The following is a 17,592-nucleotide window of genomic DNA, read 5'->3' on the forward strand; positions in this document are numbered from 1 at the left end:
CACGTCCATGCGGTGAAAGCGGGGCCTTTCCTGAAATGATGAAGGAAATGGAGGGGCGTTTGTCACCCGAGCGCCTGGCCCTGCTCAGAAGAACCCTAAAGGTTCGCGGTCTGATTGGCAAGGTGTCGGACGTGGCCGAATTGGTTCACGAAATGAGAGAACAAGGTGCCTGAACAGTACGTCGTAGACGCCTCTGTAGCCGCAAAATGGTTTCTTAACGACGAAACATCTGTGCAAAAAGCGACCGATTATCTTGTGCGGCTTCTTGCCGACGAAATACTATTGCACGCGCCTACGCTCTTGCGATACGAATTTGGAAACATCCTCACACGGGCGCAACGGCAGGATGGACGACCAATCGATCACGAACGATCCTTGGAAGCCCTGGAGATTTTTCACGAGTATCCAATAACCTACCACGAGCTTGGCAAACAGGCCTTTCTCGAAACTCTGACCTTCGCGAACCAGTTGAAGTGCTCCTTTCAGGATTCATCCTATCTCTGGCTGGCAAGATCTCTCAACTGTCGCCTTCTCACTGCCGATATAAGATTTGTCCAAAATATTCCACCGGACATTTTACGGGCACACATTCAATCCCTGGGACAATGGGCTTACTTGCGTTTAATCCCCGCTTCTCAACCACTTATCCGCTGTCAGTTCCTGCAAGTCCTGGAAGTACCGCTCGTGAGGGTCAGGCCCCGTCGCCTCCTCCTGCACTAGAATTCGCATATGCTCCATCAGCACGGAGGCTATAGCGTGGATCGCCTCATGCCTGTCCAGTCCTTCGGCAACGAGCCTTTCTAGAGCGTCCCGGGCAGGCTCTATCCCTTCGGCTAGTTGGTTTTCCACAACCACGTGAATCATTGCATGGACTTCCGGCCTTGGAATTGTTGCCTCTATTGGCCTATGGTGAGCCGTGACAAGGGCGATCTGCTCGGGTTCTTCCAGCGCCAGCCACTCGTCCGTGGGCGGCTGAGTCATCGGGTCGTATTTCATCATGTCGGCAGACCTCATTGTTCAAATGTGAACAGGTATCAATGACTCGATATGGCTTCGTGGGTTGCGATGGGAAAAGAAAATTCGAAACGGTCAAGAAGACCGAAAAGCTCTTGGAGCTTTGCGGTGTCACCGCTGACGCTCATTTCCCCTTCCATAACCAATTGGGCCGCGGTGGCGGTGCGGGCGAAGATCTTGTTCCAAGCGTCCCTGGTAAGGGTCATTGTCGCGTCAGCCTTTGGATCGGAACCGTCACGGTAGTTGAGCACCGCGTTCTGGAGAGTCATGACATAGTTATTCTTGGTGTCGGTGAATTCCCAGTTGAGGACAATGCGTTTGCCAAAGGCTTTCGGTCCGTTGAGCGCCATGCCGAGGAAATCGAAGAATTGTTCAGTGGGTATGTCTGCTATCAGGCCACGACCTGCACTTGAGCCCGTGCCGACGATCAGCCCCTTCTTGAGGCCCTGGTTCAATTCCTGGGCCGCGGTGAGATATGCGTTTCGCCATGTGGCGTTCTCCGTCTGATAGCCGAGTTGGGTCTGAGCTGCCGCGGCCAGCTTTCGCGCCTTCATGTTTTCGGGCTCGGCCCAGACTACGTAATCGAGAACTTGTGCTACCCAACGGTAATCCCCCTTGTCGTACGCCTGCTGGGCCTTGGTTATTACAGCATCGGCGCCGCCCATGTACTCCACCATGCGCTTACCGGTTTCTCTGGGTGGCAGCGGGTCCAGGTGCGCGGGGTTCGCGTCGTACCAGCCGACGTAAAGGCTGTAAATCCCCTGAACGTCGTGCTTGATGTGGCCATAGTAGGGCCTCAGATACCATTTTTCCGCCAGACCGGGTGGTAGCTCGATCTTGTCCGCTATTTCGCCTGGAGTATAGCCGTGATTCATAAGGCGGAGGGTCTGGTCGTGGACGTATTTCAATGCGTCACGTTGGGTTTCCAGATATTCCTTCACGTGATCCTTGCCAAACCGAGGCCAATTGTGGCCCGCGATGATTGTCTCGGTGTCCTGGAATTGAAGCGCTCGATTCACCGACTCGGCCCACTGGGTGGCTTCACGGGTCCTGGCCCCGCGGATTGTGTAGATGTTGTGCAGTGAGTGAGCGCAGTTGTCAGCTATGTAGAGTGTCTTCTTTTGGGGCAGATACACCTGCATGTTTACGGGCGCTTCGCCAGGGGCATTCTGGAACACCAGCTCCACGCCGTCCAAGTCCATGGTGCTCCCCTGCTCGTCAATCAAATCGGTCGGAGCTATCAAGCTGGCGGTACCGGCCTCCGCGGTCTTGAGCAATCCCGCATCCACTTGGCCTTTGGGGTTCTTTTCCAAAAGATTGCCGTACATGTACATGGATCGCCGCCCCATTGCCGGGCCGACCATTAGGTTTTCGCTCAGAGCAGCCTTCACGAACCCCTTCGGAGCGATGATCCTGGTTTTGCCGCTCTTTACGTCTTCATCGGAGGTCACACCTTTGACTCCGCCGAAGTGGTCGATATGGGAGTGCGAGTAGATGACCGCGTTTATCGGCTTTTTACCCAGGTGGCGGAAAACCAGCTCGATGTTGTTCTTTGCGTTTTCTATGCTGATATGCGGATCAATGACTATGTAGCCTGTTCGGCCTTCGATGATCGTCATGTTGGACGCAGACTGGCTGCGCACCTGGTACACGCCGTCGGTCACCTTGAATAGGCCGTGGAGTGCGTTGATGACTGCGTGGCGCCAGAGGCTTGGGTTCACTGTCGGCGGTGCATCACCCTTCAGAAACGCATCATATTCCGCGTTGCTCCATATGACGTTGCCTTGAGCGTCCTTCAGTACGAGGTCCTGGTCAGTGGCGATAAACCCTCTTGTCGCGAACTTGAAATCTTCCTGGTCCGCCCATTTCAGGTTAGGGTTCTGGTACAGGCCTTGGTTGGCTTTCTTTGTGAAATCCGTGCAATCATCCGCACAAGCCTGCCCGCGGAAGTTGCCTGAGGTGACAAGAAGAACAGCGGCAAGAATCCAAAAAATGGCTCTCAATTTCATCGGACTCCTTTCCATATGTCGTTGCCTCTCGGTCCGTATGTGGCCGTCAGACGGCCCGGCCAATCACTCTGACCGGGTGGCGGTATAGTTTTCGCATCTTTCCAGAAGGGCGCTTCTGAGCTTCAGCCTTTTATCGACAATGTCGGCAAGCTTAGAGTCGGCCGAGTCGGCCGCGGCGACTTGCTCAGTGTACTTGGCGTAATCCGCTGCCAGGGCCAGGAGAGCATCGTCGTCACGGCCTTTCAGAGCGGCCTTCAGCTCCGCCTGAGCCTCAGCGTACCTTTCTTCCCGCCGTTCTTTCTCCGCGATCGAACGTGCTGCATCTATTTTTGCAATGTATGTTTCTACTGCCTTACATTCCAGGCGGGGCAATTCCCGGCCTGATGGTTTTCCCGGCCCGCCGGATTGCTGAGCGTGACCAAATGGCGCCATCCCAAGACAGACGGCCCCGACAATTACCCAGATTGCCAGTCTATTCATGACAATTCCTCACGAATGCTTAAACCCTTCTACGAATGTACAACGACACGTTCAACTCACAGGAAGCCCTTGTTGTATAAAAACGGTCGATCCGAATCTTCGCGTTTCATTTTGCGCCGCGTCTCTTGAACTTCTGCATGAGCACGTACATCGGTGGCGTGAAGAACACCCCCAGCATGGTGACTCCCAACATTCCGAAGCACACGGCGGTCCCTACCGCTTGCCGACTGGCAGCGCCCGCGCCGGTAGCGATCACCAGCGGGGTGACGCCTATAATAAAGGCGAAAGATGTCATGATGATCGCTCTAAAACGGAGCTTGGCTCCTTCGACCGCAGCTTCCAGCGGCGACTTGCCTTGAGCCTGTTTTTCTCGCGCGAATTCCACCACCAGGATCGCGTTCTTGGCCGACAACCCGACAAGGAGCACAAGGCCGACTTGCGTATAGAGACTGTTATCCAGTCCACGTAAAGCCAGCCCTACGACCGCGCCCAATACCGCGAGCGGCACTATTGCGACAACGGCTATCGGGTCGATCCAGCTCTCGTACTGGGCCGCGAGAATCATTACGACTATGAGGACGGCCAAGGCAAAAACCATGTACACCTGACCGGTGACTTTTTTCTGCTGGTACGCCACCCCTGTCCATTCATAGCCCGTGCCGGGAGGAAGTGTTTCACCGGCCAGATCCTCCATAGCCTTTATCACTTGTCCGGAACTCACACCAGGAGCGCTCTCACCGATGACGCGAATGGCCGGAAACATGTTGTACCGGTCGATCCGCAGGGGACCGGACGAATAATCCAGCTTCACCAGCGTGCCTATGGGGACCATGTTACCATCCTGGTTTTTAACCTGGAGGTTGTTTATGTCTGCGGTTTTGGCTCGGTGAGCTGCGTCCGCCTGGACGGTGACATGCCAAGTGCGGCCGAATTCGTTGAAGTCGTTGACGTACGTCGATCCCAGGTACGCTTGCAGGGTGTCGAATACCGATTGCAGCGGGACCTTGAGATTGAGCGCTTTGGTCCGGTCCACATCGGCGAAAATGGCCGGTGTCGTCGCCCGGAATGTCGAGTTCACCGTGCGCAATTCATTTCGGGCCGAGCCCTCTTTCACCAACTCGTCTGCTGCTTGAGCCAGTTTCACAAGGCCGACGCCGGCTCTATCTTCCAGCCACATTTCGCTGCCTGCGCTTTGGCCGAGACCTACGATAGGGGGCAAGGAGAACGGGAATACCACACCGTCCTGAATGTGGGAAAATTTCTCAGCCAACTCCGACATAATCACTTGTTTAGAGCGCCCTTTCTTAAGGCGGTCGTCCCATGGTTCCAGGGCAGCGAAGCCGCATCCGAGTGTGGGGCCGGTCCCGTCCAGGATGGAGTTGCCGGGTGTGACGGAGAAATGGGCAACTCCATCCGTGGATTTGAGAATATCCATCACCCGTTGCATTGTAGCGTCGGTCCGCTGCAGAGACGCGCCGTCCGGGAGCTGTGCGTTCAACAGGATGAGACCGTCGTCCTCGTCCGGCAGAAATCCGGCGGGGACTTGGGTGAATGCGTAGTACGTAAGGCCTATGGCGGCAAGCCAGATTACGACCATGAGCGGCACATTCTTCACAAGAAACGACACAACTTCAGTGTACCCATGCGTGATTCTGTCGAATACCTTGTCGAACCCCCTGTAGAATGCATTTTTCTCTCCGTGATGCGGCCGCAGCCACACCGAGCACTGCACCGGTTTGAGCGTCATGGCGTTTATCGCACTGAGCAGCGTAGTAAACGCTATGGTCAACGAGAACTGGCGGTAGAGTTGGCCCGAGATCCCTCCCAGAAAGGCCGCGGGGATAAAAACGGCCATGAGGACTAAAGTGATCCCTATAATAGCGCCGGTAATTTCGTTCATAGCTTTAATAGATGCTTCTTTGGCTCCCAAGCCATACTGAGCCATGTTGCGGTCAACGTTCTCCACCACCACAATGGCGTCATCCACCACAATTCCGATAGCCAGCACCACGCCGAACAGAGTGAGCATGTTAATGGAAAAGCCCATCAGGTACATGATCGCGAACGCTCCGACTATCGAGACGGGGACGGTCGTGGCAGGCACCAGGGTGGCTCGCCAATCCTGGAGAAAAATAAAAACCACGATGAATACAAGGATGAATGCCTCAATCAGAGTTATGACAACCTCACGAATTGAGGCCCGGACGAAGTCTGAACTCTCGTAAACGAGCCGGTAATCGACACCCTTGGGAAAGTCCTTTTTCAGCTGGTCCATGGTCCGGTGGACCTCGTCCGCAACGTCCAGGGCGTTAGAACCGGGAGTCTGGTATACGATAAGCGTCACCGCGGGCGATCCGTTGTAATACGATCGGGTATCGTAGCTCTTCGCGCCCAGCTCCACGCGGCCTACATCTTTCATCCGGACTACGCTGCCGTCCTTGCCGGTCTTCACGATAATGTCTTCAAACTGGCGGACGTCGGTCAGACGGCCGAGGGTGTTGATCGTAAGATCGTATTTCTGTCCCTTCGGCGCGGGTTCCTGGCCTAGGCGGCCGGCCGCGACCTGAACGTTTTGGCTTTTGAGAGCATTGACAATGTCGTTGGTGGTGAGACTGTTGTACTGGAGCCTGTTGGGGTTGAGCCAAAACCGCATGCTGTAGTCTTTTGTAGGAAACATCACCACATCGCCGACCCCGTGGAGACGACTTATTTGGTCCTTGATGGTCGTGGTGACGTAGTTGGTCAGAAAAAGATCGTCGTACGAGCCGTCGGGAGAATAGAGAGACAGCACGGTAACGAAAGACGTAGAGGCTTTCTTGGTGATGACGCCTTGACGCTGGACCTCATCCGGCAGTGACGCCATGGCCCAGTTCACGCGGTTCTGCACCAGCACGGTAGCCATATCGATGTCGGTGCCCAGTTCAAAGGTTATTCGCAGAGTGTAAGACCCGTCGCGGGCGCTGGTGCTCTGCATGTAAATCATGTTTTCAACGCCGTTGACTTGCTGTTCGATGGGCGCTGCTACAGTGTCCGCCACAACTTTGGGATCCGCGCCCGGATACGAGGCCGTTACCTGGACCATAGGCGGGGCTATTTGCGGAAATTGCGAAACAGGCAAGGAAAAGATGGCAACCCCACCCGCAACCATGATCAACAGCGAGATCACGGAGGCGAGAATGGGCCGATCGATAAAGAAACGGCTGAACATCCCTGTACCCCCGTTCATTTTTCCTGAGTCTTGCTTTGGACCGCTTTTTCGGATTTCGGAGCGCCGGCAGGGCTGAGTGTGGGGTTGACCTTGGCGCCGGGCCTGGCTCGCTGGACCCCTGCAATGATCACGCGGTCCTTTGGCGTCAGGCCCTGCTCGACAACCCGCATCTCGCCGACCTGGTCTCCCATCTTTATGCGCCTTTGCTGCACTATGTTCTCGTCATCTGCCACGAGCACATACTTGCCGCCCTGGTCAAATTGCACGGCAACATCCGGCACGAGAATGGCTGCGCGTTTCTCCACCGGGACACGAATTCTAACGAACATGCCCGCCATCAACAGGCCGTTAGGATTCGGGAAGATCCCTCGGACCTGGACAGTACCGGTGGACTGGTCTACCGTAGTCTCCGCAAAGTCGAAGTGTCCTTCGTGAGGGTACCCGGTCTCATCCGCGAGGCCGAGAAAGACAGGAATTTTGCTTAGAGCCTTCGAGGAGAGATCCGATTTCGTCTGGTCGAGCCGCCGCAATATCGGGAGAAGATCCAGCTCGCTCACACTGAAATACGCGTAGATCGGGTCATCGTTGACCACTGTGGTCAAAAGGGTCTTCTCAGTGGCCCCAACGAGATTGCCCACATCAACCTTGTTCCGGCTGACTCTGCCGTTTATAGGAGAGGTGACTTGCGTCCATTCCAGGTCTAGCCTTGCCTTATCCCGGTCAGCATCGGCAAGTTCCACGTCGGCCACGGCCTTATCTCGCTCTGCGACTTTTTTCTCGAGTTTCAGCCCGCTGATGGCTTCTTTGCTCTCCAACTGCTGCGCAATCTGCACTTCGGTTTGAGCAAGCTTGGACTGCGCTTTTGCCGCGTCCAATTTACCGGTGGCCTCTTTAACGGAGGCTTCGTACTGCCTCGGATCTATGACAAACAATAGATCTCCTGCTTTGACTTTTGCTCGAGGCTCGAACGTCATCCTGGTCAGAAACCCGGGCACCCTGGCTCTGATTTCGACGGTTTGAAGCGCGGCAGTATTGCCGGTGTATTCCAGGAACTTGGTAACTTCCTGTCCCACTGGCTGGACCACTGTGACCTCAGGCGGTTGCACGACCTTCTTGGCGGGCTGGTGCCCACAAGCCGAGAAAAGGCAGAAAGCGGCAATCATCAAAATGAGAATCGGATACCGATCCGGACAACGCATCTGAAAAACCCCTTCGCTAGAACCCGGAAATGCCGTTAACACTTGCTCGTTGCAGATATCGACTTCGGGCCGGCCGGAAATTCCGCATGAAAGATGCAGGTTTTGCAGCCACCCCCCACCCCCGTCGGGAGCCACACGTTTAGCGCCTTCGGCCCTTTATTCGTTGATTTAGGAATCAAGCCTCGACCTTAAGAGGGATCATACCGCTGTGTCAAGGCAATTAATCATGCACATGGCGAAGCAATTGGTTTTAATAGGAGGCATGGCCCCGCGCCAAAAGGCAGAAACACGGCCACTTTTACCCTTCGATAGAGAGACCGCTCTTTCACAATGCCCTTTTTGGGGAAGCCGGCACGCTCATCATGACATTTGCAGCAGGGTGGTCACTCGTACATTAACAGTGTTGATCCAATGGCAATGGCGGTTCACAACTATTTGCCAACGGAGCCGACCTCGCGTGAACGGGTCGCGGGATTCAACCCCGTGGGCTGGTAAAGGTGGTTCTCGTAGGTTGTCCCGCGCCATTGGAGAGCGTCCTTCATCAGGATCTTCTTGATCATGACCAGGAAGGTCCATGTTAGAAACAAGTTTCCCAGACACATCAATACGCAGTATCTTTTGGGGATGCCCAACTGCGAGCAAAACCAGGGAGGGATCACAAGGAGTTCCGCTGCAAAAATCAGAGGCAATACGAACCAGGTGTTGGGGAAGAGCCCTTGTGCGGCAGGCACGAACATATACAGCGCAAAAGCCGCAGCGAAAGGACTCATCAGAGTGTGGATGACCAGGTGCCGGACAACCGTGGTCACTTCGTAGTTCATGGATCCGCAGAGTATACGGGTCCACCCGTCCAGGGTCGCCTGGAACCCCTCGTACATTCGCGTCTGCAATAAATGTCGACCGTTTAAAAAAAGCAGCCCCAGTCCTGACGCCTTAACCCTCTTCCCGATCCCGATGTCTTCCACGGCCAACCCCTTCACATCGTGATGGCCGCCGATTTTGTCGTAAGCGTCTCTGCTTATCAGGAAGAACATCCCGTTGGCAGAGGCCACGGGGCTGGCAGGATCATTTATTTGGGGCAAAGGAAACAGAATGGAGGACGCAACGGCAAATGCGGGCTGGAGCGCTTTCTCCCAAAATGACTTGAGTATGAATTTCGGGCTGAGAGTGACCATGCTCACTTGGTGCTTCAAGGCCGCCTGATAGCACTGTCGCAGCGCCGAACTGTGGAGGGTGCTGTCCGCATCGAGAAAGGCCAACCATTTGCCTGATGCATAGCCCACTCCAACGTCCAGAGCGTGGCACTTCCCTGTCCACCCCTGAGCCAGTTCCCTTACCGTGACGATTTTGAAATTGGATCTACCCCGGGCCAAGTCGGAAGCTATAGAGGCCGTGCGGTCTTCGGACCTGTCGTCGACCAGAATAAGTTCGTAGCGCGGATAATCCTGTTCCAATACCGACCGCACACATTCTTCTATCGTTGCTTGTTCGTTGTGAGCGGGGACTATTACGGAAATGAGTGGAAAATCTTCCGAGGAATCTTCGTTTCCTCCAGGCCGGATACCGGGGATCCATAGCAGGCTCTGCAGCAAGCCTCGCAGCCCCACGGCCCAAAAATAAATCTGGAAAAGCAGCACTGCAACCGCAACCGCGACAAGAGTATGGTCCAATAGAGTCACCTGACTTATGTTCTTGGGATTCCCGGGACACCATACCGGGTAGGTGTTGGGCCTGGCTTTCTCCCCCGGGCTTCTGTGATTTGAGAATTCGGTTGGGCCTATCCCCCAAAGTTGCGTGAAAAGTGCATTCCCGTGGTGGTCTTCCCGTGCGAACTCTCAACAGAGACCACCGGTATAACACCACTGGGCCTCAAACGCAATGCAAGGCTTAGTCATGCAGCATCATTCCGTTACCTGACCGAACGCGGTCGCATCCTAAAAAAAAAGTTGACAAGGTGAAACCCTCGGGCGATAATTCCGACTGGGCGGTCAGTCACTATGGAGAGTCGCATGCCGAAAAAAACCTTCTCCAAAATCTCTGAAGAAAAACGAGACAGGGTCCTGACAGAGGCCGCACGCTTCTTCGCAGAGAGGGGATTCTCCCAGAGTGATATGGCCGAACTCGCGGCCAGAGCCAATGTCTCAAAAGGCTCACTCTACGACTATTTCGAGAGCAAGGAAGACCTGTATATATCCGTTTGCAGGGATGCGCTGAGACGGTCGCGAGAGGCCGTTTACGGCGGTATCAAGCCCGGCTGGGACATCTATCGCCAGGTGGATCACATCTTCCGCAAGGGGGCTGCCTTTTCCCTGGCCCACCCCGAGTATGTCCAGATGTACTTGCAAATCACCTCTCCGGGAATGGAAGTCTTCGCCAATGCGATCACGCGGGAAGTGGAAGGGTACACCGCAGTGCACCTCAAATCTCTGATCCGAGACGGAATACAAAAAGGCATCGTCCGCAAGGACATCGACATCAACCTGACGGCCTTTCTGATCAACACCGTGTACATTATCTTTCTGGCTTCACTGGTATCGCAACACTTCGAGATCAGAATGAGGGAGTACCTTGAGATCAGCGGGCCTATTGACCAGCGCGCCGCGGAAACACATTTGGAGAAGATAGTTTCGTTTATCGAGGGGTTCTTGCGGCCCGATCACGTCGATTAGAAATCGGTATGATGACTGAACAATCTCGTGCCTGAAAACGGGGGTTGAAATGGCAACGACGACCGGTGGACACATAATCGCAAGCATGCTCAAAGAAGAGGGAGTCGAAAAGATTTTCGGCATAAGTGACGGAACGTACCTACGGCTGCTGAAAGGTGCAGTGGATCTGGGGATCGAACTGGTGACGCCTCGTCACGAGACCATCGCCGCCCACATGGCCGGAGCTTACGCTCGAATGACCGGCAAGTTGGGCGTATGCATTGCGAGCAACGGTCCGGGAGTAGCAAATATGCTCTCCGGCGTAGCTGTGGAAAACGCTGAGGGTAACCGGGTCCTCCTCATAACCAGCTCCAGAAGATTTGGCATCACCTACCCGGATCGAGGAGGCGGTTACCAGTGTTTTGATCAGGTGGGAGTAATTGGGGCCATGTGCAAATGGTCCGGCCATGCGGCCACGGTCGCCAGAATTCCGGAGCTTCTTCGCAAGGCCTTGCGCAAGTGCTATGAAGGCAGGCCGGGAGTCGTGCACCTCGATGTTCCGGAGAGCGTGATCAATGGGGCGACCAACCCTATCCCCATATTAAAGCCCCACCAGTATCGCAGGGTAGGGCCTATTTACCCCGACCCGGATCAGGTTGCCAAGGCTGCGGAAATGCTTGCCTCCGCGAAACTCCCTATTATTCACGCGGGCAGCGGGGTGATCCACGCTAAGGCGTTCGGTGAGTTGGAGAGACTGGCCACGCTGCTGCACTCGCCGGTCACCACATCATGGAGCGCTCGCGGGGTCCTGCCGGAGACCTCTCATCTCTCCTGGCCCATGATACACGTCAAACAGGTGAACCAGATCAGAAACCGCGCGGACCTCGTGCTCTGCTTGGGATCTGAGGTGGGAGAGACCGACTGGTGGGGTAAAGCCCCGTACTGGGCTCAGCCTGCGGATCAGCGGTGGATACAGGTAGACATCGACGAGGAGATACTCGGGCGGACCAGGCAGGTCGATTTGGCCATCCTGGCCGATGTTGGAGTCTTCATGCGCCGGCTCGCTGAAAGGCTCCAGGGCGCAAAAGACAGCCTCGCGCTGGATCGCCGTCGCTCAGAGACCGCGGCACTGAGAAAAGAGATCGACAAGGACCGAATGAAACTGGACGAGAAGCTGACTGATCAGTCATCTCCCATGGTGACAGCGCACGTGGCCTCTGTCTGCCGGCAGGTGTTTAATGACGACGCGGTGGTGATCTTCGATGGTGGAAATGCCGCTGTGTGGGGCAACTTCTTTTACCAGGTGCGCGAGCCGAATACCCAAATGGCTACCCATCATTTCGGCCACCTAGGGGCCGGCGTGGGTCAGGCGTTGGGAGCAGCTGTAGCTCTGCCCGACCGGCAGGTAGTCTGTATTATCGGCGACGGGGCCATGGGATTCAATCTTCAGGAAATAGAAACTGCCGTAAGAAACAATCTGAAGGTGATTTACCTGGTATGCTGTGACAAGCAGTGGGGTATGGTCAAGATGAGCATGAGTTTTGCCCTGAAGCCCATCAAGACATTGTTGATGAAATCCCTGAGCCCGGAAGAAACCATTAACACGGAATTGGGCGAGATCCAGTTTGACAAGCTTGCACAGGCTATGGGGGCTCACGGGGAAAGAGTCTCCCGCCCGGCAGACCTCAAGCCTGCAATAGAGCGGTGCCTTGCCGCGGGAAAATGCTCGGTAATACACGTGGACGTCGATCCGACCAAGCACATGTGGGCGCCCGGGCTCATGCATTTCAAGGCCATGCATCAGGAGCCCAAAGGAAAATGACGTGAGTCCTTCAGCGGCCGATCCGGCACTGAGGAGGAGAGTCCATGACAAGCGTGCGAGCTGAAAACGGATACCTGGTTTCCAAGAAGTATTCCTATTACGTGTTCGGGCTCCTTTTCCTGGTTTACATGTTTGACTATATCGACAGGATGGTGATCGTCTCCCTATTCCCATTTTTGAAGGCGGAATGGGGACTGACGGATACCCAGTGCGGCCTGCTCGTAGCAGCGGTTTCATGGTCCATTATGATTTTCACGTTTCCGGTCTCAATATTGGTGGACAGGTGGAGCCGAAAGAAGAGCGTCGGCATCATGTGCGTGTTGTGGAGTCTGGCCACGGCTGCTTGCGCTGCCACCACAAATTTCTTCCAGCTTTTCATTGCCCGTGTATTCATCGGACTCGGGGAAGCGGGCTATGGGCCCGGCGGCACCGCGATGATATCGGCCATATTCCCCGAGAAACATCGTGCCAGGATAATGGGATTATGGAACGCTTCCATTCCTCTAGGAGCGGCTCTAGGAATAGCTCTAGGCGGAATCATCGCCGAGAGGTTCGGATGGCGTTATGCATTCGGGATCGTGGCGCTGCCCGGCCTACTGGTCGCACTGCTGTTTTTTGGGATCAAGGATTACAAGAACGTCGATCTGGTCCGATCTGCCGGCAACGAAGCCCAATCCCAAGCCAAGAGTTCTATGCGACCCGCGGATATAGCCAGGGAGTTCGCTCGCACGCCATCGCTCATACTGACCTACCTGGGCTTTGCAGGCTGCCTGTTTGCGACCGCGGCTATGCTGGCTTGGCTGCCCACTTATTTCCATCGACTGCAAGGAATTTCCGTGAGTGAGGCTGGAACGAAAGCCGGGCTCATTATGCTCATGGCCATTGCGGGGTCGCCCATAGGCGGATTCCTCGCGGACAAGTGGCAAAGGACAAACCCGAAGGGAAGGCTCTTGTTGCCGGCGTCGTCGTCACTTTTCGCCTTTGCCGTCTTCATATCGGCATTTGCATTGGCCCCGGACTCGCTTGTCTTTCCCATAGCATGCCTGGGCGGAATGACCGCTGCTTTCTTTGTTCCATCAGCGGCCGCGGTGACTCAAGACGTGGTTCACCCCGGATTGAGAGCCATATCTTACAGCCTGTGCGTGATAATTCAGCACGTGCTAGGGACCGCGCTCGGTCCTGTGTTTGTCGGAGCAATTTCCGACCACTATGGGATTCGTACTGCGTTCCTTATACTTCCTTTTTCGTTCGTGGTAGCTGCCGCGTTCTTCTTTATGGGATCATTCTTTTATCCGCGGGATCTCGCGAAAGTGGAAAAAGTGGCCCTGGAGTTCGAGAAATGATCTTTGTTGATGTCTCTTCGGCTATTTCGATTGTTTTAGATTTTTCTCTAATATTGACGATGTGTTACTCCCGCGAACTCGCGGGACCACGGGAATAGAGAGTCTGATGTCAACCAAAACAGGACCGGCCGAATCAGTCGTAATAACGGGCGCAGGCGGATACATAGGCCGCAAGGTGGTGGCCGCGCTTTCCCGAGACCGGCAGTCCGTTAAGACAATTGTGGCTGCGGACGTTCGAGCCCCCGCGGACAAGGACAAGCTACCTGGGGTGGAGTACGTCACCGCGGATATACGAACTCCGGAATTCCGTGAGTTGTTGAAAAAGTACTCTGCAGACGTAGTCGCGCACCTCGCAGCGGTGGTTACACCCGGCCGAAAATCGGACCGGGAATTCGAGTACTCGGTGGATGTGTTGGGCACCAGAAACGTGATTGCCGGGTGCTTGGAAGCCGGTGTGAGGAGGCTGATCTATACAAGCTCCGGGGCCGCTTACGGCTATTATGCAGACAATCCCGAGTGGTTGGACGAACAGGATACGCTTCGGGGCAACGTCGAGTTTGCTTATTCGGATCACAAACGGCAGGTCGAAGAGATGCTCGCGACGTGTCGTCAGGAACACCCCGAGCTTGAGCAACTGATATTTCGACCGGGGACCGTGCTGGGGAGGACCACGTCCAATCAAATTACGGCCTTGTTCGAGAAGTGGTACGTTCTGGGCCTGCGATCCGCGCCTACACCTTTTGTTTTCATATGGGATGAAGACGTAGTAGGGGCGATAATTAAAGGAATACATGATAACAAGAGCGGCATTTACAACATGGCGGGCGACGGCGTACTCACAATGAAAGAAATCGCCACAATCATGGGCAAGCCGTACATACCGATCCCGATTTGTGTGATCACGCCTGCTCTGTGGTTGCTCAAACGCCTTGGATTGACCCAGTACGGCCCTGAGCAGGTGAACTTCCTCCGATATCGCCCTGTTCTGAGCAACAGGAGACTTAAGGGGGAGTTCGGATACACACCGCGAAAGACCACCCGAGAGGTCTTCGACTATTACCTCGAGGCCAGGCAAAGTGGGCGCCGGTAGGGATTTTAGAGGCAAGATAGTGGTGATAACCGGCGCGGCCGGCGGTATGGGCGCTGCGTTCGCACATCGCTTCGGCGAAGCGGGCGCGAAGCTCGGACTGCTGGATTTGAGCGTTGAAGGCATTGAATCCCTTGCCGCAGACCTTCGGGGCCGCGGCATCGAAAACCTTGCAGTTGCGTGCGATGTGACCGCCGCGGAAGAGTGCCAGGCCGCAATTACCAGCGTGATTAAGTGCTTTGGAGGAATCGACGTCCTGATCAACAACGCGGGGATAACTCACCGGAGCGCGTTCAGAGACACAAAGCTAGGCGTGTTCCAAAGAGTTATGGGTGTGAACTTCTTCGGTTCCCTTTACTGCACAAAAGCGGCTTTGGAAAGTCTCATCGAACGCAATGGCCTGATCATAGCAGTCAGTTCCGTTGCGGGGTTTTCACCGCTTTACGGACGCTCGGGTTACGCGGCGAGCAAGCACGCTCTTCACGGCCTGTTCGACTCCTTGAGAACAGAGTTGAGTCCCTTGGGCGTAGACGTAATGATCGTGTGCCCCGGCTTCACCGCAACGGGGATATCGGCTAGCGCTCTCGGCGGTGATGGTGAAATTACGCTCCATCCCCAATCCACGTTGGGGCGCATCGCGAGGCCGGCAGATGTAGCCGACGCGGTCTTCCGGGCCGCGGTGAGCGGCAAGCGCTTGTTGGTTCTCTCGGCTGTGGGACGCCTCACCCGGCTGGTTAACAAGATGTTTCCGGGACTGTACGAGCGGCTCATGGCTCGGTCGCTCTCATCGGAGTTGGAAAGATGAAGTGTAACCAATCAGCGGGATCGCGGTCGTTGCCTGTACTGATTCGAGGCGAGGTGTATTTGTTGTAGGGGCGACACACGTGTCGCCCGTGGGCGAGGCATGCCTCGCCCCTACAAAGGCCCACCGCAACATTATCCCGGTGAACGTTTACGATGAAATTGCAGGTGGAACCTTTAATGTGTCGCAAGGATTCCCTCTTGCAGATTCCCTGTTTCTAACCACATTGGCATAACGCGGACGGAGAAAATACATGGCTAGAATGACACCATCGGAAGCACTAGTGGAGACTCTGGTTGCCGAAGAAGTCAAAGTGGTCTTCGGTATAGTGGGAAGCGCTTATATGGACGCTTTGGATCTCTTCCCGGCAGCGGGCATACGGTTTGTTTCCGTAGCCCATGAACAAGCGGCCGCGCATGCCGCGGACGGGCTCGCTCGTGTCACGGGAAAGCCTCAGGTCTGCATAGCGCAAAACGGTCCCGGCGCCGCGAATTTTGTCTCAGCCATCACCGCCGCGTTCTGGGCGCATTCTCCTGTAGTAGCCATAACGCCGGAGACGGGCAGTGCCGGAATAGGCACGGGCGGGTTCCAGGAGCTTGACCAGATGCCGTGGTTCCAGGCCTGCACGAAGTTTCAGGTGCGAGTGAACCGGCCTGACCGCATGGCCGAGCTTGCGAGGCGCTGCTTTTACCATGCCAAAGCCGAGTGCGGCCCCACACAGCTCAATATTCCGCGGGACTACTTCTACGGCGAGATGGACTGCGAAATATTCAAGACCCCGGATGTGAAGAGAGGCCCGGGCTCAGACTCGGATGTGACCAAAGCAGCGGAGGTCCTGGCACGGGCTTCGTTCCCGGTCATTCTTGCCGGCGGAGGGGTCACCATTTCAAGCGCGATATCCCAGACCAAGGCCCTTGCGGAATATCTTACCGCGCCTGTTGTAAACACATATCTGCACAATGACAGTTTCCCCTCGGATCACCCCCTGAGCGTCGGTCCCATAGGCTATTGCGGCTCCAAGGCGGCCATGCGCATTCTTTCCAAGGCTGACGTGGTGCTGGCTCTGGGAACTCGTCTCGGTCCATTCGGCACTCTGCGGCAGTACGATATGAACTATTGGCCCACAGGAGCTTACATCATCCAGGTGGATGCGGATCACCGGCAATTGGGCGCGAGTCGGCCGGTGAATCTGCCTGTAGCGGCAGATGCCGGGGAGTTCGCTGCACGTGTGTTGGAGAAGCTTCGAGAGATCGGCAAGACCGCCGAGGACCACACCGAGAGGCCCGCGGAGATTCAGCGAGAAAAGGAGGCATGGGGTAAAGAGTTAGACCAATGGGCAACCCCGCGGTCCGGATTGCTTCATCCCAGGCGATTGCTCAGCGAGCTGTCGGCGGCGTTGCCTCAGAATGCCATTGTGACCACGGACGTGGGAAATACTTGCTCCATGTGCAACAGCTACTTTCGGCCCACCGGCCCAAGGCAGTTTCTGGCTCCGCTGAGCTGGGGCAACTGCGGCATCGCGTACGGTGTGGCTCTGGGAGCTAAACTGGGAGCACCGGACAAGCCGGTTTTCGCTCTCCAGGGTGATGGAGCTTACGGCATCAGCGGCCTAAGCGAAGTCATGACCGCTGTGCGAGAAGAAATTCCCGTCATCGCCGTTGTTTTCAACAACAATGAGTGGGCCGCGGAGAAGAAAAACCAGATCGACTACTACGATGACCGCTTCGTGGGAACGAACCTGAAAAATCCCGATTTTGCGCAAATCGCAAGGGACATGGGAGCAGAAGGCTACCGGATCGAAAAGGCCGAAGATGTGAGAGGGGTTGTCGAAGCGGCACTGAAATCCGGCAAGCCCGCGGTCATCGACGCTGTTATCGACGGAAGCGCTGAAGTCTTGGCTGAGCCCTTCCGCAGAGACGCTCTGAAAAAGCCAGTCCGCTTCCTGGAAAAGTACCGGCACCTGATCGTGGAATAGAAGCA

At 55.6% G+C, this 17,592-nt stretch carries 14 protein-coding genes; 8 read left to right on the forward strand and 6 right to left on the reverse strand.

Annotated elements, in window-relative coordinates; genetic code table 11:
* Window positions 1-35 precede the first annotated feature (35 nt).
* Both HY913_16900 and HY913_16905 read left to right on the forward strand, forming a co-directional pair.
* Window positions 36-173: a hypothetical protein gene (locus HY913_16900; GenBank protein MBI4964955.1), complete on the forward strand. Its 138-nt coding sequence runs from the start codon at window positions 36-38 to the stop codon at window positions 171-173.
* Complete coding sequence (locus HY913_16905) at window positions 166-720, forward strand: type II toxin-antitoxin system VapC family toxin (protein MBI4964956.1); 555 nt, start codon at window positions 166-168, stop codon at window positions 718-720. The genes HY913_16900 and HY913_16905 overlap by 8 nt, the downstream gene beginning before the upstream one ends.
* On the opposite strand, the gene HY913_16910 is transcribed toward HY913_16905, so the two are convergent.
* The 6 genes from HY913_16910 to HY913_16935 all read right to left on the reverse strand — a co-directional run bounded on the left by HY913_16910 (window position 622) and on the right by HY913_16935 (window position 9,580).
* Entirely contained in the window at window positions 622-999 is a 378-nt protein-coding gene (locus tag HY913_16910) for a hypothetical protein (GenBank protein ID MBI4964957.1), read from the reverse strand. The two genes, HY913_16905 and HY913_16910, sit on opposite strands and share 99 nt — an antisense overlap.
* Window positions 1,000-1,034: 35 nt before the next feature.
* A complete protein-coding gene (locus HY913_16915; GenBank protein MBI4964958.1) occupies window positions 1,035-3,017 on the reverse strand; it encodes an MBL fold metallo-hydrolase in 1,983 nt (660 codons plus the stop codon).
* 69 nt (window positions 3,018-3,086) lie between these two features.
* Window positions 3,087-3,503: a hypothetical protein gene (locus HY913_16920; GenBank protein MBI4964959.1), complete on the reverse strand. Its 417-nt coding sequence runs from the start codon at window positions 3,501-3,503 to the stop codon at window positions 3,087-3,089.
* Between the two features lie 106 nt (window positions 3,504-3,609).
* Entirely contained in the window at window positions 3,610-6,711 is a 3,102-nt protein-coding gene (locus HY913_16925; GenBank protein MBI4964960.1) for a multidrug efflux RND transporter permease subunit, read from the reverse strand.
* A gap of 14 nt (window positions 6,712-6,725) precedes the next feature.
* Window positions 6,726-7,910, reverse strand: coding sequence for an efflux RND transporter periplasmic adaptor subunit (locus tag HY913_16930; GenBank protein ID MBI4964961.1), 1,185 nt, complete (start codon window positions 7,908-7,910; stop codon window positions 6,726-6,728).
* Window positions 7,911-8,341: 431 nt separating this feature from the next.
* Window positions 8,342-9,580 carry a glycosyltransferase gene (locus tag HY913_16935; protein MBI4964962.1) on the reverse strand — a complete coding sequence of 413 codons (1,239 nt, stop codon included), beginning with the start codon at window positions 9,578-9,580 and terminating at the stop codon, window positions 8,342-8,344.
* Between the two features lie 339 nt (window positions 9,581-9,919).
* Between HY913_16935 and HY913_16940 the strand changes: the two genes are divergently transcribed.
* From HY913_16940 to xsc, 6 genes are all read left to right on the forward strand, one after another.
* A complete protein-coding gene (locus tag HY913_16940; GenBank protein MBI4964963.1) occupies window positions 9,920-10,579 on the forward strand; it encodes a TetR/AcrR family transcriptional regulator in 660 nt (219 codons plus the stop codon).
* Between the two features lie 49 nt (window positions 10,580-10,628).
* Window positions 10,629-12,380, forward strand: a complete 1,752-nt coding sequence (locus tag HY913_16945; protein MBI4964964.1) for a thiamine pyrophosphate-binding protein — start codon at window positions 10,629-10,631, stop codon at window positions 12,378-12,380.
* 44 nt (window positions 12,381-12,424) lie between these two features.
* On the forward strand, window positions 12,425-13,723 hold the full coding sequence (locus HY913_16950) for an MFS transporter (GenBank protein MBI4964965.1): 1,299 nt from the start codon (window positions 12,425-12,427) through the stop codon (window positions 13,721-13,723).
* Window positions 13,724-13,829: 106 nt separating this feature from the next.
* Window positions 13,830-14,813: an SDR family oxidoreductase gene (locus HY913_16955; protein ID MBI4964966.1), complete on the forward strand. Its 984-nt coding sequence runs from the start codon at window positions 13,830-13,832 to the stop codon at window positions 14,811-14,813.
* The gene (locus HY913_16960) at window positions 14,779-15,615 is read left to right on the forward strand and encodes an SDR family oxidoreductase (GenBank protein ID MBI4964967.1); all 837 of its coding nucleotides are present in this window, start codon (window positions 14,779-14,781) and stop codon (window positions 15,613-15,615) included. The genes HY913_16955 and HY913_16960 overlap by 35 nt, the downstream gene beginning before the upstream one ends.
* A 250-nt stretch (window positions 15,616-15,865) precedes the next feature.
* On the forward strand, window positions 15,866-17,587 hold the full coding sequence (gene xsc / locus HY913_16965) for a sulfoacetaldehyde acetyltransferase (GenBank protein ID MBI4964968.1): 1,722 nt from the start codon (window positions 15,866-15,868) through the stop codon (window positions 17,585-17,587).
* The last annotated feature ends 5 nt before the right edge of the window (window positions 17,588-17,592 follow it).

It is taken from the genome of Desulfomonile tiedjei (assembly GCA_016212925.1).
Lineage (GTDB): Bacteria > Desulfobacterota > Desulfomonilia > Desulfomonilales > Desulfomonilaceae > JACRDF01.